Raw genomic sequence first — 17,413 nt, forward strand, 5'->3', positions numbered from 1 at the left:
GGGCGAATCCCTTGACAAGCCTCGCTCTTTTGGATTACTTGCGGTCCTCTTTGCGCAGTAGTGCGCGTGGTATTGTATTAACTATTGATTGGAGGATGAATGCCTACCATTAACCAGCTCATCCGCAAGGGGCGCAAGGTTCAGCCCAAGCGGAAGAAGACTCCGGCTCTGCTGGAATGCCCGCAGCGGCGCGGCGTGTGCACCAGGGTGTACACCACGACCCCGAAGAAGCCGAACTCCGCTCTTCGTAAGGTCGCTCGTGTGCGTCTGACCAACGGCATCGAAGTTACCGCCTACATCGGTGGTGAGGGTCACAACCTGCAGGAACACTCCGTGGTGCTTATCCGCGGTGGTCGTGTCAAGGACCTTCCCGGTGTCCGCTACCACATCGTCCGTGGCTCCCTCGATACCTCCGGTGTCGATGATCGCCGTCGCGGCCGTTCCAAGTACGGCACCAAGCGTCCCAAATAGGTTGTAGCCTTTTTCAATGCCCGGGGAGGGATGACAAAGTAGGGCGGAGGCTGCCCGAAATAATGTCCCCCCGGTGAAACTCAAGGAGAAAGAAATGCCTCGTAAAGGTCCTGTCGCCAAGCGGCAGATCCTGCCGGATCCTGTTTACGGCAGCAAGCTCATCACCCGCTTTATCAACCGTCTCATGATCGACGGTAAGAAAAGCACCGCTGAAAGAATTTTCTACCAGGCTCTCGAGATCCTGGCCGATAAAACCAACGAAGATGCCCTGCGCGCCTTCGAGAAGTGCCTGGACAACGTCCGCCCGGCCCTTGAGGTCAAATCCCGCCGTGTCGGCGGTGCGACCTATCAGGTCCCCATGGAAGTTCGTCCCGACCGTCAGACCGCTCTGGCTATCCGCTGGATGATCTCCTACTCGCGCGGCCGCGGTGAGAAGGGCATGGTTGCCCGTCTTTCCGGCGAGCTTCTCGACGCTTTCAATAACCGTGGTGGCGCTGTTAAGAAGCGCGAAGACACCCACAAGATGGCCGAAGCCAACAAGGCTTTCGCTCACTACCGCTGGTAGGCACGGAGAAGAAAAGTGGCGAGAAAAGTTCCCAGAGAGAAACAGCGCAATATCGGTATCATGGCCCACATCGATGCGGGCAAGACTACTACCACCGAGCGTATTCTGTTCTACACCGGCGTGTCTCACAAGATTGGTGAGGTGCACGACGGCGAGGCTACCATGGACTGGATGGTCCAGGAGCAGGAGCGCGGCATTACCATTACTTCTGCCGCGACCACCTGTTTTTGGCGTGACCATCGCGTCAACATCATCGACACCCCGGGCCACGTTGACTTCACCATGGAAGTCGAACGCGCCCTGCGCGTCCTGGACGGCGCTGTCGCCGTCTTCGACTCCGTAGCCGGCGTCGAGCCCCAGTCCGAGACCGTCTGGCGCCAGGCCGACCGCTACCGCGTTCCCCGCATGGCCTTCGTCAACAAGATGGACCGCATCGGTGCGGACTTCTTCCGTTGCGTCGAGATGATGAAAACCCGTCTCGGTGCCAAGGCAGTGCCCCTTCAGCTCCCCATCGGCGCTGAAGACAACTTCGAAGGCGTGGTCGACCTCATTGAGGGCAAGGCCTACATCTATGATCACAAGGATCATGGCGCTTCCTTCACCACCATCGACGTCCCGGCCGAGCTTCAGGACAAGTACGAGGAAATGCGCGCCGAGATGATCGAAGCCATTGCCGAAGAGGACGAAGCGCTCCTCGAAAAGTACATGGCCGAAGAGGAACTGACCGCCGATGAGCTTCGCGAAGGCGTCCGCAAGGCTACCAACAGCCTGACCATTTGCCCGGTGCTGTGCGGTACCGCATTCCGCAACAAGGGTGTCCAGCCGCTGCTCGACGCCGTTGTGGATTACCTGCCGTCTCCCCTGGACATCGAGGTCATGAAGGGTGAAGATCCCTCCACTGGTGAAGTGGTCGAGTGCCCCTGCGACGACGACAAGCCGCTTTCCGCGCTGTCCTTCAAGCTGATGACCGATCCCTTTGTCGGTCACCTGACCTTCCTGCGCATCTATTCCGGCAAGATCGAATCCGGCTCCACCTTCATGAACGGTGCCACCGGAAAGAAAGAGCGCATCGGTCGACTTCTGAAAATGCACGCCAACAAGCGTGAAGAGATAAAAGAGGCATACGCCGGTGACATCGTCGCCGCCGTCGGCCTCAAGAACCTGGCCACCGGCGATACCCTCTGCGATCTTAAGAGCGCAGTTGTTCTGGAGTCCCTGGACATCCCGGATCCGGTTATCGAAGTGGCCATCGAACCCAAGACCAAGGCAGACCGTGACAACCTGTCCAACGCTCTCGTCAAGCTCGCCAAGGAGGATCCGTCCTTCCGCGTGAAGACTGACGACGAGACCGGGCAGTGCCTGATCGCCGGAATGGGCGAGTTGCACCTGGAAATCATCGTTGATCGTCTTCTCAGGGAGTTCAACGTGAACGCAAACGTGGGCGCTCCCCGCGTGGCGTACCGGGAGACCATTTCCGCCGAGACCAAGGTGGACGTCAAGCATGCCAAGCAGTCTGGTGGTCGTGGCCAGTACGGCCACGTTGTCCTGGAAGTCGAGCCCAACCCTGAGAAGGGCTACGAGTTCGAGGACGAAATCAAGGGCGGCGTGATTCCCAAGGAATACATCCCCGCCGTGGATAAGGGCATCCAGGATGCCATGAAGAACGGCATCGTGGCCGGGTTCCCGGTCGTCGACGTCAAGGTCAAGCTGGTCTTCGGTTCCTATCACGAAGTCGACTCCAGCGAACAGGCCTTCTACATCGCCGGTTCCATGGCCATCAAGGAAGCCTGCAAAAAAGCCAAGCCGGTGCTGCTTGAGCCGATCATGTCGGTTGAAGTGGTTACCCCCGAGGATTACCTCGGTGACGTCATGGGCGACCTGAACGGTCGTCGTGGCCGGGTTGGCGAGATGGAAGCCCGTCCCGGGGTTCAGGTGGTTCGCTCTTACGTGCCGTTGTCCGAAATGTTCGGCTACGCCACGGACCTGCGATCCAAGACCCAGGGCCGCGCGACCTTCACCATGCAGTTCGATCACTACGAAAAGGTGCCGAACAGCCTGGCTGAAGAGTTGATGTCAGACAAAAACTAACGACGAGCCGGGATTTTCCCTTTGCTTGACAGTTTGGCTGGTCGGGTGTACACCACCCGACCGCTGCAATGAACTGCGTTGTTTACCTGAAAATGACGCGAGCAAAGATAAATCCTTCGAGGAGAAAGCACTATGGCTGCTTCGATGGCGAGCGATCGCATCAGAATTAAACTGAGATCATACGATTACCGTATTCTGGACAAGGCTGTCACCGAGATCGTTGACACCGCCCGGAATACCGGTGCGGCTATTGCCGGCCCCGTGCCGCTGCCCACCCGCATTCATCGTACCACCATCCAGAAGTCCGTTCACGTCGACAAGAAGTCCCGTGAGCAGTTTGAAATGCGCATTCACAAGCGCCTTCTGGATATTCTTGAACCCACTCAGCAGACGGTTGACGCCCTCGGCAAGCTTTCCTTGCCCGCCGGCGTCGATGTCGAGATCAAACTCTAGGGAGGATTAGTAATGTCTAAGACTCTCGGAATTCTCGGCAAGAAGCTGGGTATGACACGCATCTTCAAAGATGATGGTACCATCTGCCCGGTGACCGTTATCGAGGCGGGTCCCTGCCCGGTCATGCAGATCAAGACCACGGAAAAGGAAGGCTACAACGCCCTGCAGCTCGGTTATGATGCCATTGCCGAACGCAAGGTGAACAAGCCCATGAAGGGCCACATGGCCAAAGCCGGCAAGGAGCTTTACCGCACACTCAAGGAATTCCCCCTTGACGCAGTGGAAGGCTACGAGCTCGGTCAGGACATCACCGTTGAGATTTTCGCCGCCGGCGAAAAGGTCAAGGTGACCGGCACCTCCAAGGGTAAGGGCTTCCAGGGCGTCATGAAGCGTCACAACTTCGCTGGCTCCCGAGCATCGCACGGTGCGGAAAAGGTCCATCGCGTTCCCGGTTCTGTCGGTAACGCCACCTTCCCGGGCCGCGTCTGGAAGGGCAAGAAGATGCCCGGCCAGATGGGTAACGCCCGCGTGACCGTGTCCAACGTGGAAATCGTCGATGTCAGGCCCGAGGACAACGTTCTCGTGGTCAAGGGCCAGATCCCTGGTCCGAACAATGGCCTCGTGATGATCCGCAAGAACGGTTAGAGGTATACATCATGGCAAAATTACAAGTTGTAGATCAGAACAATACGAAAGTCGGTGACATCGAACTGGCTCCCGAGGTCTTTGAGGTTGAAATTCAGCCCGAGATCCTCAACCTGGTTGTCCGTTCGCAGCGCGCCGCCAAGCGGCAGGGCACTCACGCAACCAAGAACCGCGCCCGTATCACGGGTGGTGGACGCAAGCCCTGGCGCCAGAAAGGCACCGGTCGCGCCCGTGCCGGTTCCTCCCGCTCGCCCCTGTGGCGTGGCGGTGCCGCCACCTTCGGTCCCCAGCCCCGCGACTATTCCTTCAAGGTAAACAAGAAGGTTCGCAAGCTGGCCCTGCAGATGGCTCTGTCCTCCCGCGTCTCGGAAGAGAAGCTCAAGGTGGTCAAGTCCATCGAGCTGGAAGATATCAAGACCAAGGCCTTCGCCGCCGTTGCCGAAAAGCTCGGCCTCGGCAAGACCCTCATCGTCGCCAAGGACGCTGACGAGAAGCTGGTGCTTTCCGCACGGAACATGCCCCACATCAAGGTCATCGAAGCCGATAAGCTGAATGTTTATGACGTGCTGCTGTACCCCGAGCTGGTGATGCTCGAGACCGCCGCCCAAGACGTTCAAGAGAGGTTGAAGTAATGGATTACTCCCAAGTATTGATCCGCCCCGTCGTGACCGAAAAGGCCAACGACGCCAAGGAACAGTCCAATCACGTCTCTTTTTACGTCCATCCCGATTCCAACAAGATCGAGGTGAAGAAGGCAGTCGAGGCAGCCTTCGACGTCAAAGTCGAGTCCGTGAACATCGTCCGCAAGCAAGCCATGCCCCGCAAGCGCTTTGGCCGAGTCACCGGTCGTATCTCCGGTTACAAGAAGGCCTACGTGAAGCTGGTGGAAGGCGATAAGATCGAAATCTTCGAAGGAGTGTAACAATGGCAACCCGCAAGCTGAAGCCTACTTCTCCGGGCCGCCGGTTCCAGACGATCTCCGATTTCGCCGAGATCACCCGGACCACTCCCGAGAAGTCGCTGACCAAAGGCCTGACCAAGAAGGCCGGCCGCAACAATAATGGTCGGGTCACCGCCCGTCGCCGTGGCGGCGGTCACAAGACCCTGTACCGTATCATCGATTTCAAGCGTAACAAGCTTGGCGTTCCTGCCAAGGTTGCCGAGATCGAATACGATCCGAACCGCAGCGCCCGTATCGCTCTTCTGCACTACGCGGACGGCGAGAAGCGCTACATCCTGGCTCCTGTCGGCCTGAATCAGGGCGACACCATCCTGGCGGGCGAGGGCGCCGACATCAAACCCGGCAATGCCATGGTGCTGAGCCAGGTCCCGACCGGTACCATCGTGCACAACATTGAGTTGCACCCCGGCAAGGGCGGTCAGTTCTGCCGCGCCGCCGGCACCTATGCCCAGCTCATCGCCAAGGAAGGCAAGTACGCGCTTCTGCGCATGCCCTCCGGTGAGGTCCGCAAGGTCCTGGCCACCTGTTGTGCCACCGTCGGTCAGGTCGGAAACATTCATCACGAGAATATCAAGATCGGCAAAGCCGGCCGTAACCGCTGGCTCGGTCGTCGCCCGAAGGTCCGTGGTGTTGCAATGAACCCGATCGATCACCCGCTGGGTGGTGGTGAGGGCCGTAGCTCGGGTGGTCGCCATCCGGTGTCCCCGTGGGGCGTCCCCGCCAAGGGCTACAAGACCCGCAACAAGAAGAAGGCTTCCTCGAAGCTCATCGTCAAACGCCGCGGCCAGAAGTAGGAGTATAACCAATGCCCAGATCTCTTAAGAAAGGCCCGTTCATCGACGGCCACCTTATGAAGAAAGTCGAAGCCGCTGCCGAGAACCAGGACCGTCGCGTCATCAAGACCTGGTCCCGTCGTTCCACGATATTCCCCGAGATGGTCGGCATGACCTTCGCCGTTCACAACGGCCGCAAGTTCATCCCGGTTTTCGTGACCGAGAACATGGTCGGTCACAAGCTCGGCGAGTTCTCGCCCACCCGTACCTACTTCGGCCACGCTGCCGACAAGAAGAAGTAGGGTAGGAGGACAACATGGAAGCCAAAGCAGTAGCAAAATACATTCGCGTATCTCCGCGCAAGACCCGCCTGGTCGCCGAGAACATCAAGGGCAAGGGTGTCGAGGATGCACTGAACATCCTGCGATTCACCCCCAAGAAGCCCGCTGAGATTCTCCGCAAGGTGCTGTACTCTGCCATTTCCAATGCAGAGCAGATGCCCGGAGTGGACGTTGACTCCCTGATCGTTGATACGGTCATGGTCAACGAAGGACCGACTTGGAAGCGCATCCAGCCGCGTGCCATGGGCCGCGCCTATCGTATCCGGAAGCGTACCAGCCACATCACCATCGTGGTGAAGGAGCAGTAATATGGGACAGAAAGTACATCCTTACGGTTTCCGTCTTGGGTATAACAAGAACTGGGTGTCCCGCTGGTACAGCAGGAAGGATTACCCCGCATTCGTTTTCCAGGACGATAAGATCCGCAAATTCGTCAAGAAGAAACTTTACCAAGCCGGTATTGCCCGTCTCGAAATCGAGCGCGCCGGCGGTAAGATTCGCCTGATCATCCACACCGCGCGTCCCGGTATCGTCATCGGTCGCAAGGGTGTTGAGATAGAAAAGCTGCGCGAGGAACTCCGCAGCAAGTTTCAAACCGAGTTCACCATTGAGGTCAACGAGATCCGTCGACCGGAGATTGAAGCTCAGCTCGTAGCTGAGAACATTGCCCAGCAGCTCGAACGCCGTATTGCCTTCCGCCGTGCCATGAAGCGCACGGTGGGCCTTGCCAGGAAATTCGGTGCCGAGGGTATCAAAGTCGCGTGTGCGGGTCGCCTTGCCGGCGCCGAGATCGCTCGCGGCGAGTGGTACCGTGATGGTCGTGTGCCCCTGCACACTCTCCGCGCCGACATCGACTACGGTTTTGCCGAGGCGGCCACCACCTACGGCGTGATCGGAGTCAAGGTCTGGATCTTCAAGGGTGAGATTCTGGACAAAGAGGTAGAACAGTAATGCTTGCTCCAAAAAGAGTTAAATTCAGAAAGCGGCAGAAAGGCCGCCTCAGAGGCAAGGCCCAACGGGGTAACAGCGTGTCCTTCGGCGATATCGGCCTGAAGGCATTGGAGCACGGAAAGATCACCAGCCAGCAGATTGAATCCGCTCGTGTCGCCATCATGCGTCACATCAAGCGCGGAGGTAAGGTCTGGATCCGTATCTTCCCTGATTTCCCCGTCACCTCCAAGCCCGCGGAAGTCCGCATGGGTAAGGGTAAAGGCGCTCCCGAAGGCTGGGTTGCGCCGGTGAAACCGGGTCGTATCATGTACGAAGTTAAAGGTGTCGACATCGAGCTCGCCAAGGAAGCCCTCAAGCGTGCTTCCTACAAGCTGCCGATCAAGACCGCCATCGTTGTGAAGGAGGGCCTGTAAATGCTGACTTCCAAGGAACTTCGTGAACTGGATGACGCCAAGCTCAACGAGAAACTGGTTGAAACCCGGCAGGAGCTGTTCGGCATGCGCTTCAAGCACGCCACCGCCCAGCTGGAGAACACCATGTCTCTGAGCGGCGCCAAAAAGACCATCGCCCGTATCCTGACTATTCAGCGGGAACGACAGGGAGCGTAAGAAATGGCTGAGTTCAAGTACAAAGGCAACAGGCGCGTGCTCACCGGCCTGGTCATCTCCGACAAGGGCGACAAGACCATCGTCGTCCGGGTCGAGACCTTGGTCAAGCACCCGCTGCTGAAGAAGTATATTCGTCGCCGCAAAAAGTTCATGGCCCATGATCCGGCCAACGACTGCGGTGTTGGCGACAAGGTGCAGATTGTCGAATCGAGGCCCATGTCCAAGCGTAAGCGCTGGCACCTGGTTCAGATCCTCGAAAAGGCCGTTTAAGGGTTAGGAGGAAATACCATGATTCAGGTAGAATCCAATCTCGACGTGGCCGACAACTCCGGAGCCAAGAAGGTTCAGTGCATCAAGGTGCTCGGCGGCTCCAAGCGCCGTTACGCCAGCGTCGGCGACATCGTTGTAGTGTCCGTCAAGGAAGCCATGCCTCACTCCAAGGTGAAGAAGGGTTCCGTGATGAAGGCGGTTGTTGTCCGCACCAAGAAGGAGCTCGGTCGTCCCGATGGTTCCTTCATCAAGTTCGACAACAACTCTGCGGTCCTGCTCAACAATAACATGGAGCCCGTGGGTACCCGTATTTTCGGTCCCGTGGCCCGTGAACTGCGCGCGGCAGGGTTTATGAAGATCGTTTCCCTCGCCCCCGAGGTCCTGTAAGAGGATAAGATGATGAAGACTAAGATTCGCAAAGACGACAAAGTCATGGTCATCGCCGGCAAGGACAAGGGAAAGGTCGGCAAGGTGCTGAAGATATTGGTCAAGAAGGACAAGGTCCTGGTTGAAAAGGTCAATATGGTTCAGAGGCACACCAAGGCCAACCCCTATGCCCAGCAGCCCGGCGGTATTATCGAGAAGGAAGCCCCGATCCATGTATCCAATGTGGCTATCGTGTGCGATGCGTGCACGAAGCCCACGCGGGTCGGGTACAAGAAGACTGAAGACGGGAAGAAAGTTCGCTTCTGCAAGAAGTGCAACGAGATCTTCAAATAGGTATCAGTATGACACGTCTCGAACAGGTTTATAAAGAAAAGGTAGTCCCTGAGCTCCAGAAGGAGTTCGGCTACAGTTCCTCCATGGAGATCCCGAAAATTACCAAGATCTCCCTGAACATCGGTCTTGGTGCCGCTTCGCAGAACAGCAAGCTCATCGAACCCGCCGTTGAGGAACTGACCGCCATTGCCGGCCAGAAGGCCGTGGTTACCAAGGCAAAGAAGTCCATCGCCCAGTTCAAGCTGCGCGAAGGCATGCCCATCGGTACCCGCGTCACCCTCCGCGGCGAGGCCATGTGGGACTTTTATGACAGGCTCGTGAGCTTTGCTCTTCCCCGTGTCCGCGACTTCCGCGGCGTTCCCGACCGTGGTTTCGATGGTCGCGGTAACTTCACCATGGGCATCAAAGAGCACACCATATTCCCCGAGCTTGAGATCGACAGGGTCGAGTTACCGAAGGGTATGAACGTGACTGTGTGCACGTCCGCCAAAACCGACAAGGAAGGCAAGATGCTTCTTGATCTCCTTGGCATGCCCTTTAAGAAATAGGAGGACGGAAAGTGGCCAAAACAAGCATTCGCGTTAAGGCACGCCGCAAACCCAAGTTCAAGGTCCGCGCTTACAATCGTTGTCCGATTTGTGGCCGTCCTCGTGCTTTTCTGAGGCGCTACGGCATTTGCCGTATCTGCTTCCGCAACAAGGCTCTCGCCGGTGAACTGCCCGGCGTCCGCAAGGCGAGCTGGTAATTAAGGAGAAATGAAATGGCTGTTGTTGATCCTGTAGCCGACATGTTGACCCGCATCCGGAATGCGTACGGAGCTTATCACACCGATGTCTCCGTGCCCGCTTCCAAGATGAAAGCTTCCATCGCGGGTATTCTGAAGGAAGAAGGTTATATCACCGACTACGCTGTCGAGGACAGGGACATCAGTATTACCCTCAAATACGCCGAAGGCAAACCGCTTATCACTGGTCTGAAGAAGATCAGCAAGCCGGGCCGCCGCGTGTATGTTGGTGCTTCTGATATCCCCCGCGTGCAGAATGGTATCGGTATTTGTATCGTATCCACCTCCAAGGGGCTGCTCGAAGGCGCCAAGGCCAAAGAGGCCAATGTCGGCGGCGAGTTGCTTGCTGAAATCTGGTAGAGAGGTTCCACATGTCTCGTATAGGAAAGAATCCCATCGACATCCCTTCCGGTGTCGAGGTGTCTGTTGGAGCCTCCGAGATCCAGGTAAAGGGACCCAAAGGGACCCTGACGACTCCGGTCCACGAGACCGTTGAGTACAAGATCGAAGAAGGCAAGGTGTTTGTCACCCGCACTGATGATACCCGCCTCGCCCGCGGTCAGCACGGTCTTCGCAGGACTCTGCTCGCCAACTGCGTGGAAGGCGTGTCCAAGGGCTTTGCAAAGGGCCTGGAAGTCATTGGTGTCGGTTACAAGGTGTCCGTCCAGGGCAAGAAGATCGTCCTCAACGTGGGATTTTCCCACCCGGTCGAGTTCGATCTGCCCGCCGGCATCGAAGCCAAGGCTGAAGGCGTCAAGCTGACCATCGAAGGCATCGACAAGCAGCTTGTCGGTGAAGTTGCGGCTCAGATCCGCCGCGTGCGTCCGCCGGAACCCTACAAGGGCAAGGGCATCAAGTACGCTGACGAAATCATCCGCCGCAAGGCCGGTAAGTCTGGCGCTAAGTAGAGGGAATAAGCCATGAGTAAAAGCAAGAATGCACAGCGGCTTTCTCGTAAGCCCCGCATCAGAAAGAAGGTATCCGGTACCGAAGCGCGGCCTCGCCTGGTCGTCTTCCGTTCCAACCAGCATCTCTATGCTCAGTTGGTGGACGACGTAAACGGCGTGACCCTGGCCTCCTCCAGCACCCAGGTGCTGTCCAAGGACGGAGACGTCCTCAAGGCCAACAAGGACTCCGCAGCCAAGGTCGGCAAGGACATTGCCGCCAAGGCCTTGGAGAAGAAAATCGAAGCCGTCGTCTTCGACCGGAATGGATATATCTATCACGGTAAGGTCAAAGCCCTTGCCGACGGTGCCCGCGAAGGCGGGTTGAAATTCTAGGTAGCTAGGAAAGTACAATGGAACAAAATGAAAGTGGACTGATAGAAAAAATCGTCTACCTCAATCGCGTCGCCAAGGTTGTTAAGGGTGGCCGCCGTTTCAGCTTCAGCTGCCTGGTGGTCGTCGGCGATGGTGAGGGAGCGGTCGGTTACGGACTCGGCAAGGCCAACGAAGTGCCTGAAGCCATCCGCAAGGCCAGCGAGCGCGCCAAGAAGAGCATGATCCAGGTTCCCCTGCTGGACGGCACCCTGCCTTACGAGGTGCTGGGCCGTTACGGCGCTGGACGCGTCATGCTCAAGCCCGCCTCCCGCGGTACCGGCATCATTGCCGGTGGCCCTGTGCGCGCCATCATGGAAGCCGTCGGCGTCCATGACATCCTGACCAAGGCAATCGGCACCAACAATCCGCACAACGTGCTGCGTGCCACCATTGCCGGTCTCGAATCCCTGCGGAGTGCCGAGGAAGTTTCCGCCCTGCGCGGCGTCTCGGTTTCCACCCCGCGGAAGTAAAGGAGAGCGCCCGTGTTGAAAGTGAAACAGATCAAGAGCAAGATCACGTGCAAGCCCAACCAGGTCAAAGTCCTGGAATCTCTGGGCCTGCGCCGCATCGGTCAGGTCAAGGAGCACGACGACAACAGCGTCATCCGTGGCATGATCTATAAGGTGAGACACCTCGTGGAGGTTACTGAATCATGAGACTTCATGAACTGTATGCTTTCCCGGAAGAGTACAAGAACCGCAAGCGCATAGGTCGCGGCTCCGGCTCCGGCTGGGGCAAGACTGCGGGCAAGGGCCACAAAGGCCAGAATGCTCGTGCCGGCGGCGGTGTCCGTCCCGGTTTCGAGGGTGGCCAGATGCCTCTGGCTCGCCGTCTGCCCAAGCGCGGTTTCAAGAATCCCTTCCGTGTGGAATATGAGGCCGTGAACGTGGGCCGTCTGATCGCCATGTTCGATGGCAAGGACGAGATCACTGTCGCCGACATGTACGAGCGCGGCGTTGTCGCCAACGGCGCTCCCGTCAAGGTGCTCGGTACCGGCGAAGTGGACAAGGCCGTGACCATTGAGGCTCACCGCTTCAGTGCTTCCGCTGCCGAAAAGATCGCCAAGGCCGGCGGTACCGCCAAGGCCATTGAAGGCTAACTCTCTAGAGTATCGGAAGGGTTATCGTGTCGATGTCAGGAGTTGAGAATCTTGCCCGGGTGCCAGAGCTGAAAAAGAAGCTGCTCTGGACGTTCGCACTGCTTGCTGTCTACCGGATGGGCATCCATATCCCTATTCCTGGGGTCGACAGCGGAGCACTGTCCGAGTTCTTCGCGCAAGCGCAGAACACCCTGTTCGGCGTTTTTGACATGTTCTCTGGCGGTGGCCTGAAAAACATGTCCATCTTCGCCCTGGGCATCATGCCTTACATCTCGGCTTCAATCATCCTGCAGCTCCTGACCGTTGTGTCGCCCGAGCTGAAGCGCCTCCAGAAGGAGGAGGGTGAAGCCGGACGGAAAAAGATAACCCAGTACACCAGATACGGCACCGTGCTCATTACCATCGTGCAGGGCTTTGCCATTGCCACAGGTCTTGAGTCCGCTGCCAGCCCCACCGGGGCGTCCATGGTGCTTCACCCCGGATGGGGGTTCAAGCTGATGACCATCTTGACCCTCACCGCGGGCACCGTGTTCCTGATGTGGCTGGGTGAACAGATGACGGAAAAGGGTATCGGCAACGGTATCTCCCTGATCATCTACGCGGGTATCATCGCCGGCCTTCCAGCTGCAGTGATGAATACCGTGCAGTTGATGTCCGTGGGTGAAATCACTCTGTTCGTGTTGCTGCTCATTGGAGCCTGCATGGTCGTGACCCTGGCGTTCATCGTCTTCATGGAGCGCGGTCAACGCAGGATTCCGATTCACTATGCCAAGCGTCAGCAGGGGCGGCGCATGTTCGGCGGGCAGACTACGCATCTGCCGCTCAAGATCAACACCGCTGGTGTTATCCCGCCGATCTTCGCGTCTTCCATCCTGATGTTCCCGGCGACGGTTGCGCAGTTCTCGAACGTGCAGTGGCTGAAGGACATTTCCTCCTTCATGCGCCCTGACTCCATCGTCTACAACATCCTGTATATTGGAATCATCATGTTCTTCTGCTACTTCTACACGGCGATCATGTTTGATCCCAAGGGAATCGCTGAGAACATCCAGAAGCAGGGCGGTTTTATCCCAGGCATTCGCCCGGGAGCCCGCACCCGCGAATACATTGACCGTGTTTTGGCCCGGATCACCCTCTGGGGCGGTTTCTACGTGTCCCTGGTTTGTGTCCTGCCCATGTTCCTGATTTCGAACTTCGGCGTGCCGTTCTATTTCGGCGGTACCTCGTTGCTTATCGTAGTCGGCGTGGCCATGGACTTCATGGGGCAGATCGAGTCCTATCTGATATCCCGTCAGTACGAGGGCTTGATGGGCAAGGCCGGCAAGGGGAGATAACCTTGAAAAAGTTCAGGGGGGTCTTCCTCAAGAATGAAAAAGAGATTGGCCTCATGCGTGAGGCCAATCGTATTGTTTCCCGAATCCTCGACGAACTCGGGGAGAACGTCAAACCAGGCGTCTCCACCATGGTGTTCGAGGAAGTCTGCCAGGCTCGCTGCAAGGAGTTCGGCGTTCGCCCGGCATTTCTGGGGTATCAGGGTTTTCCCTATGCCCTCTGCTGCTCTGTGAATGAAGAGATCGTGCACGGCTTCCCCTCCAGGGAGCGCATCCTCGAAGAGGGCGACATCGTCAGCTTCGACATGGGGGTGGTGTACAACGGGTTCTACGGAGACTCCGCCCGCACTTTTGGTGTGGGAGAAGTTGATGCCGAAACGCAAAAACTCATGGACGTAACCCGAGAGTCTCTTTACAAGGGTATCGATAAAGCCTGGCCCGGCAACAACCTGTATGACATCTCCGCGGCAATCCAGTCATACGTTGAAGGGTTCGGCTTTGGTATAGTCCGACGATTTGTCGGCCACGGGATCGGAAGCCATCTCCATGAGAAGCCCGAGATCCCCAACTTCGTTCCCAGGGGCATAGCCGGCGTTCCTCTCAAAGCCGGCATGGTGCTTGCCATTGAGCCGATGGTCACGGCTGGGAGCTATGAAGTGGAAATACTGGACGACAAATGGACCGCCGTCACCAAGGACAGGAAAATGTCCGCTCATTTCGAGCATACGATTGCGGTCACGAGCGACGGACCTATGATATTGAGCTTGTCCGACTGATTTTCGCCTTGGCGATTTCGGGCTTGCGCTTTGTCGCAAAACGCTGTATGAAGTACAGCTTCGTTTAAAAGGCCACCCCTGAAAGGGGGTATTGGCATTATTGTTATTTAGAAAGTTTGGAGACGGTCATGAAAGTCAGACCTTCTGTTAAGAAAATGTGTTCCAAGTGCAAAGTAATCAGGCGCAACGGCATTCTGCGGGTGATCTGTGAGAACCCCCGCCACAAGCAGCGCCAAGGATAAAGGGTAGTAACTATGGCACGTATAGCTGGTGTTGATTTGCCGAGAAACAAGCGCATGGACATTGCGCTTACCTACATCTACGGCATCGGCCGGACCATGGCCCTGAAGATTCTTACGGATACCAACATCGACTGGCAGACCAACAGTGATAATCTCACTGCTGATGAAGTCACCGCCATCCGTAGCGAAATCGAAAACAACTACAAGGTTGAAGGTGATCTCCGCCGTGAAATCACCACCAACATCAAGCGTCTGATGGACATTGGTTGCTACCGTGGCCTCCGTCATCGTCGCGGTCTGCCCGTTCGCGGTCAGAAATCCAAGACCAACGCTCGCACCCGCAAGGGACCTCGCCGTTCCGTGATGGGCCGCAAGAAGAAATAGCGTCGGCAACGAAGCTAATACTCGCGTGGCCCCTTCTGGGTATCGCGTTTTTTAAGACTTTTATTCAACGGAGATTCAGGCCATGGCTAGACCTCGTCGAGCTGGGAAGAAAAAAGAGAAGAAAAGCATTCCCGTAGGCATCGCCCACGTCAAGGCCACGTTCAACAACACGATCGTGACCTTTACCGATGTCAAGGGCAATGTCGTCAGTTGGGCTTCCGCAGGCGCTCATTTCAAGGGTTCCCGCAAGTCCACTCCTTTTGCGGCACAGATGGCTGCTGAAGCAGCCGCCAAGCGTGCTCAGGATTCCGGCATGCGCACCGTCGGCATTTACGTCAAGGGACCCGGTTCCGGACGTGAGGCCGCCATGCGCGCCATCAACAACGCTGGTTTCAAGGTAACCTTCATTCGCGACATCACCCCGATTCCGCACAACGGTTGCCGTCCGCCCAAACGCCGCAGGGTTTAATTAAGGAGAATTATCGTGGCAAGATATACTCAAGCAAAATGCAAGCTGTGCCGCCGCGAGGGAGAAAAGCTCTTCCTCAAGGGTGATCGCTGCTACACCGACAAATGCGCTTACGAAAAGCGTCCGTACCCTCCGGGACACTCCGGCCGCATGCGCCACAAGATGAGCGACTACGCCGTTCAGCTTCGTGAAAAGCAGAAGGTTCGCCGCATGTACGGCGTGCTCGAAGGCCAGTTCCGCGACTACTATCATCGTGCAGATGGCATGAAAGGCGTCACTGGTCACAACCTGTTGATGCTCCTCGAGCGCCGTCTTGACAACGTCATTTTCCGCCTTGGTTTCGCCAACTCCCGCGACCAGGCGCGCCAGTTGGTTCGCCACGGCATTTTCAAGCTGAATGGCCGCCGCGTGAACATTCCGTCCATGCAGGTCAAGCCCGAAGACGTTATTGAGGTTCGTGATGAAGCTCGCAAGATTCCCGTGATCGGCGAAGCTCAGGAAGTCATTGCTCGCCGCGGCTGCCCCGAGTGGCTGGAGTCCGACGGCGCCAACTTCAAGGGCACGGTCAAGGCCATGCCGAGCCGGGAAGACATCCAGTTCCCGATCAACGAGCAGCTGATTGTCGAATTGTACTCCAAGTAAATAGGGGACTACATGCTTATTGAGAACGGCGACAAACTTATCAACACCCGCAACTGGAGTGAACTCGTCAAGCCTGAAAAGCTTGTGCGCGATCCCAAGTCCGGCGTGAATTACGGGAAGTTCATCTGTGAACCTCTTGAGCGCGGCTATGCCACCACCATCGGCAATGCCATGCGCCGGGTCCTTCTGTCCTCTATGCAGGGGTGTGCCATTGTTGCCGCCTCCATCGAGGGCGTGCAGCACGAGTTCACAACCATGCCGGGTGTCCTGGAAGACATGACCGAAGTGGTGTTGAACCTCAAGCAGGTTCGCATCGCCATGACCACCGATGAGCCTCAACGTCTCGTTCTCGAGGCCGACAAGAAGGGCAAGGTCACCGCCGGCATGATCCAGGAGAATCAGAACGTCAAAGTCCTGAACACCGATCAGCTCATCGCCACCCTGACCGAGGACCGTCCCCTGAAGATGGAACTCGAAGTCCGCATGGGCAAGGGTTATGTCCCGGCCGACATGCACGAGGGGCTCACCGACGAGATCGGCTCCATCATCCTTGATGCCAGCTTCTCTCCCGTGAAGAAGGTGGCCTACTCGGTGGAGCAGGCTCGCGTCGGGCAGATGACTAACTACGATAAACTCATCCTGGAAGTCTGGACCGACGGTTCCGTATCCCCCGAGGATGCCTGTGCATACAGCGCCAAAATCCTGAAGGACCAGCTCTCCGTGTTCATCAACTTCGATGAACTCTCTTCCGAGGCTGCCGAGGAAGAAGAGGATTCCATCGATCTGAACCCGAATCTCTTCAAGTCCATTGATGAACTCGAACTTTCCGTTCGAGCCACCAATTGCTTGAAGGCCGCCAACATCCAGTTGGTCGGTGAGTTGGTACAGCGTAGTGAGCAGACCATGCTCAAGACCAAGAACTTCGGCCGCAAGTCTCTCGACGAGATTCGCCGTGTCCTTGACAGCATGACGCTCAAGTTCGGTATGAACGTCGAGGATTTTGACAAGAAGTACCAGGAATGGTTGAAGAGGAAAGAGAAAAATGAGGCATAGAAAATCAGGCCGCAAGCTGAACCGGACCAATACTCACCGCGCCGCCATGTTCAAGAATATGGCCCGCGCGCTTCTTACCTACGAACAGATCCGCACCACTGAAGCCAAGGCCAAGGAACTGCGTCGCATCGTCGACAAGCTCATCACCCTGGCATTGCGCAATGATGTCCACACCCGCCGTCAGGCCTACAAGGTGTTGGGCAGCCACCAGATGGTGCAGCGTCTCTTTGACGAAATCGGTCCTCGTTTCGAGGGCGGTGCCGGTGGTTACACCCGCATCGTCAAGCTCTCTCAGCCCAGAAAGGGCGATTGTGCTCCCATGGTCATCATTGAGCTGACCAAGAAGGCGAGCCCGGAAGCCGAAAAGGGTTCCGACGAGAGTGCTGCCGAAGCCAAGGAAGATTAGCAATAGTAAAGAGGACAGGCTCTTGCCTGTCCTCTTTTTTTATGCTTATGTATAGATAAAAT

At 57.0% G+C, this 17,413-nt stretch carries 32 protein-coding genes; all 32 read left to right on the plus strand.

Annotated features, from left to right (window positions below):
* Positions 1-99 precede the first annotated feature (99 nt).
* The 32 genes from rpsL to rplQ all read left to right on the plus strand — a co-directional run bounded on the left by rpsL (position 100) and on the right by rplQ (position 17,351).
* Positions 100-471, plus strand: a complete 372-nt coding sequence (rpsL, locus tag GM415_RS11670; protein ID WP_158948356.1) for a 30S ribosomal protein S12 — start codon at positions 100-102, stop codon at positions 469-471.
* A 94-nt stretch (positions 472-565) separates the two neighbouring features.
* A complete protein-coding gene (gene rpsG, locus GM415_RS11675) occupies positions 566-1,036 on the plus strand; it encodes a 30S ribosomal protein S7 (RefSeq protein ID WP_158948358.1) in 471 nt (156 codons plus the stop codon).
* Between the two features lie 15 nt (positions 1,037-1,051).
* Positions 1,052-3,124 (plus strand): elongation factor G, encoded by a 2,073-nt coding sequence (gene fusA / locus GM415_RS11680; protein ID WP_158948360.1) that lies wholly within the window; start codon positions 1,052-1,054, stop codon positions 3,122-3,124.
* Positions 3,125-3,256: 132 nt separating this feature from the next.
* Complete coding sequence (gene rpsJ / locus GM415_RS11685; RefSeq protein WP_015416571.1) at positions 3,257-3,577, plus strand: 30S ribosomal protein S10; 321 nt, start codon at positions 3,257-3,259, stop codon at positions 3,575-3,577.
* 12 nt (positions 3,578-3,589) lie between these two features.
* The gene (rplC, locus tag GM415_RS11690) at positions 3,590-4,222 is read left to right on the plus strand and encodes a 50S ribosomal protein L3 (protein ID WP_158948362.1); all 633 of its coding nucleotides are present in this window, start codon (positions 3,590-3,592) and stop codon (positions 4,220-4,222) included.
* Positions 4,223-4,233: 11 nt separating this feature from the next.
* The gene (rplD, locus tag GM415_RS11695) at positions 4,234-4,854 is read left to right on the plus strand and encodes a 50S ribosomal protein L4 (RefSeq protein WP_158948364.1); all 621 of its coding nucleotides are present in this window, start codon (positions 4,234-4,236) and stop codon (positions 4,852-4,854) included.
* Positions 4,854-5,144, plus strand: a complete 291-nt coding sequence (gene rplW, locus GM415_RS11700) for a 50S ribosomal protein L23 (RefSeq protein WP_158948366.1) — start codon at positions 4,854-4,856, stop codon at positions 5,142-5,144. The genes rplD and rplW overlap by 1 nt, the downstream gene beginning before the upstream one ends.
* A 2-nt stretch (positions 5,145-5,146) precedes the next feature.
* Entirely contained in the window at positions 5,147-5,977 is an 831-nt protein-coding gene (gene rplB / locus GM415_RS11705) for a 50S ribosomal protein L2 (RefSeq protein ID WP_158948368.1), read from the plus strand.
* An 11-nt stretch (positions 5,978-5,988) separates the two neighbouring features.
* Positions 5,989-6,258 (plus strand): 30S ribosomal protein S19, encoded by a 270-nt coding sequence (rpsS, locus tag GM415_RS11710; protein ID WP_015416576.1) that lies wholly within the window; start codon positions 5,989-5,991, stop codon positions 6,256-6,258.
* A gap of 14 nt (positions 6,259-6,272) precedes the next feature.
* Positions 6,273-6,605 (plus strand): 50S ribosomal protein L22, encoded by a 333-nt coding sequence (gene rplV, locus GM415_RS11715; RefSeq protein WP_158948370.1) that lies wholly within the window; start codon positions 6,273-6,275, stop codon positions 6,603-6,605.
* A 1-nt stretch (position 6,606) separates the two neighbouring features.
* On the plus strand, positions 6,607-7,248 hold the full coding sequence (gene rpsC, locus GM415_RS11720; protein WP_158948372.1) for a 30S ribosomal protein S3: 642 nt from the start codon (positions 6,607-6,609) through the stop codon (positions 7,246-7,248).
* A complete protein-coding gene (rplP, locus tag GM415_RS11725; RefSeq protein ID WP_158948374.1) occupies positions 7,248-7,661 on the plus strand; it encodes a 50S ribosomal protein L16 in 414 nt (137 codons plus the stop codon). The genes rpsC and rplP overlap by 1 nt, the downstream gene beginning before the upstream one ends.
* A 3-nt stretch (positions 7,662-7,664) precedes the next feature.
* Positions 7,665-7,856: a 50S ribosomal protein L29 gene (gene rpmC, locus GM415_RS11730; RefSeq protein WP_199244361.1), complete on the plus strand. Its 192-nt coding sequence runs from the start codon at positions 7,665-7,667 to the stop codon at positions 7,854-7,856.
* A 3-nt stretch (positions 7,857-7,859) separates the two neighbouring features.
* Complete coding sequence (gene rpsQ, locus GM415_RS11735; RefSeq protein ID WP_158948378.1) at positions 7,860-8,126, plus strand: 30S ribosomal protein S17; 267 nt, start codon at positions 7,860-7,862, stop codon at positions 8,124-8,126.
* An 18-nt stretch (positions 8,127-8,144) separates the two neighbouring features.
* The gene (gene rplN, locus GM415_RS11740; protein ID WP_158948380.1) at positions 8,145-8,513 is read left to right on the plus strand and encodes a 50S ribosomal protein L14; all 369 of its coding nucleotides are present in this window, start codon (positions 8,145-8,147) and stop codon (positions 8,511-8,513) included.
* Between the two features lie 9 nt (positions 8,514-8,522).
* On the plus strand, positions 8,523-8,846 hold the full coding sequence (gene rplX / locus GM415_RS11745; RefSeq protein WP_158948382.1) for a 50S ribosomal protein L24: 324 nt from the start codon (positions 8,523-8,525) through the stop codon (positions 8,844-8,846).
* Positions 8,847-8,854: 8 nt separating this feature from the next.
* On the plus strand, positions 8,855-9,394 hold the full coding sequence (gene rplE / locus GM415_RS11750) for a 50S ribosomal protein L5 (protein WP_158948384.1): 540 nt from the start codon (positions 8,855-8,857) through the stop codon (positions 9,392-9,394).
* 11 nt (positions 9,395-9,405) lie between these two features.
* Positions 9,406-9,591, plus strand: coding sequence for a type Z 30S ribosomal protein S14 (locus GM415_RS11755; RefSeq protein ID WP_097013558.1), 186 nt, complete (start codon positions 9,406-9,408; stop codon positions 9,589-9,591).
* A gap of 15 nt (positions 9,592-9,606) precedes the next feature.
* The gene (rpsH, locus tag GM415_RS11760; RefSeq protein WP_158948386.1) at positions 9,607-9,990 is read left to right on the plus strand and encodes a 30S ribosomal protein S8; all 384 of its coding nucleotides are present in this window, start codon (positions 9,607-9,609) and stop codon (positions 9,988-9,990) included.
* Between the two features lie 11 nt (positions 9,991-10,001).
* Positions 10,002-10,538: a 50S ribosomal protein L6 gene (gene rplF, locus GM415_RS11765; protein WP_158948388.1), complete on the plus strand. Its 537-nt coding sequence runs from the start codon at positions 10,002-10,004 to the stop codon at positions 10,536-10,538.
* 12 nt (positions 10,539-10,550) lie between these two features.
* Positions 10,551-10,910 carry a 50S ribosomal protein L18 gene (gene rplR, locus GM415_RS11770; RefSeq protein ID WP_158948390.1) on the plus strand — a complete coding sequence of 120 codons (360 nt, stop codon included), beginning with the start codon at positions 10,551-10,553 and terminating at the stop codon, positions 10,908-10,910.
* A gap of 17 nt (positions 10,911-10,927) precedes the next feature.
* Positions 10,928-11,419, plus strand: a complete 492-nt coding sequence (gene rpsE / locus GM415_RS11775) for a 30S ribosomal protein S5 (RefSeq protein WP_158948392.1) — start codon at positions 10,928-10,930, stop codon at positions 11,417-11,419.
* 12 nt (positions 11,420-11,431) lie between these two features.
* Positions 11,432-11,605, plus strand: coding sequence for a 50S ribosomal protein L30 (gene rpmD, locus GM415_RS11780; RefSeq protein ID WP_158948394.1), 174 nt, complete (start codon positions 11,432-11,434; stop codon positions 11,603-11,605).
* The gene (gene rplO, locus GM415_RS11785) at positions 11,602-12,048 is read left to right on the plus strand and encodes a 50S ribosomal protein L15 (protein WP_158948396.1); all 447 of its coding nucleotides are present in this window, start codon (positions 11,602-11,604) and stop codon (positions 12,046-12,048) included. Before rpmD ends, rplO begins: the two co-directional genes overlap by 4 nt.
* 26 nt (positions 12,049-12,074) lie before the next feature.
* Positions 12,075-13,382: a preprotein translocase subunit SecY gene (gene secY, locus GM415_RS11790; protein ID WP_199244292.1), complete on the plus strand. Its 1,308-nt coding sequence runs from the start codon at positions 12,075-12,077 to the stop codon at positions 13,380-13,382.
* A gap of 2 nt (positions 13,383-13,384) precedes the next feature.
* Positions 13,385-14,155 (plus strand): type I methionyl aminopeptidase, encoded by a 771-nt coding sequence (gene map, locus GM415_RS11795; RefSeq protein WP_158948398.1) that lies wholly within the window; start codon positions 13,385-13,387, stop codon positions 14,153-14,155.
* A 128-nt stretch (positions 14,156-14,283) separates the two neighbouring features.
* On the plus strand, positions 14,284-14,397 hold the full coding sequence (rpmJ, locus tag GM415_RS11800) for a 50S ribosomal protein L36 (protein ID WP_158948400.1): 114 nt from the start codon (positions 14,284-14,286) through the stop codon (positions 14,395-14,397).
* Positions 14,398-14,409: 12 nt separating this feature from the next.
* Complete coding sequence (gene rpsM / locus GM415_RS11805) at positions 14,410-14,781, plus strand: 30S ribosomal protein S13 (protein WP_158948402.1); 372 nt, start codon at positions 14,410-14,412, stop codon at positions 14,779-14,781.
* An 82-nt stretch (positions 14,782-14,863) separates the two neighbouring features.
* Complete coding sequence (gene rpsK / locus GM415_RS11810; protein ID WP_158948404.1) at positions 14,864-15,250, plus strand: 30S ribosomal protein S11; 387 nt, start codon at positions 14,864-14,866, stop codon at positions 15,248-15,250.
* Positions 15,251-15,265: 15 nt separating this feature from the next.
* Positions 15,266-15,892 carry a 30S ribosomal protein S4 gene (rpsD, locus tag GM415_RS11815; protein ID WP_158948406.1) on the plus strand — a complete coding sequence of 209 codons (627 nt, stop codon included), beginning with the start codon at positions 15,266-15,268 and terminating at the stop codon, positions 15,890-15,892.
* 12 nt (positions 15,893-15,904) lie between these two features.
* Positions 15,905-16,945, plus strand: a complete 1,041-nt coding sequence (locus GM415_RS11820) for a DNA-directed RNA polymerase subunit alpha (protein WP_158948408.1) — start codon at positions 15,905-15,907, stop codon at positions 16,943-16,945.
* Positions 16,935-17,351 (plus strand): 50S ribosomal protein L17, encoded by a 417-nt coding sequence (gene rplQ / locus GM415_RS11825; RefSeq protein ID WP_158948411.1) that lies wholly within the window; start codon positions 16,935-16,937, stop codon positions 17,349-17,351. The genes GM415_RS11820 and rplQ overlap by 11 nt, the downstream gene beginning before the upstream one ends.
* Positions 17,352-17,413: the final 62 nt, after the last annotated feature.

The organism is Pseudodesulfovibrio cashew (genome assembly GCF_009762795.1).
GTDB lineage: Bacteria > Desulfobacterota > Desulfovibrionia > Desulfovibrionales > Desulfovibrionaceae > Pseudodesulfovibrio > Pseudodesulfovibrio cashew.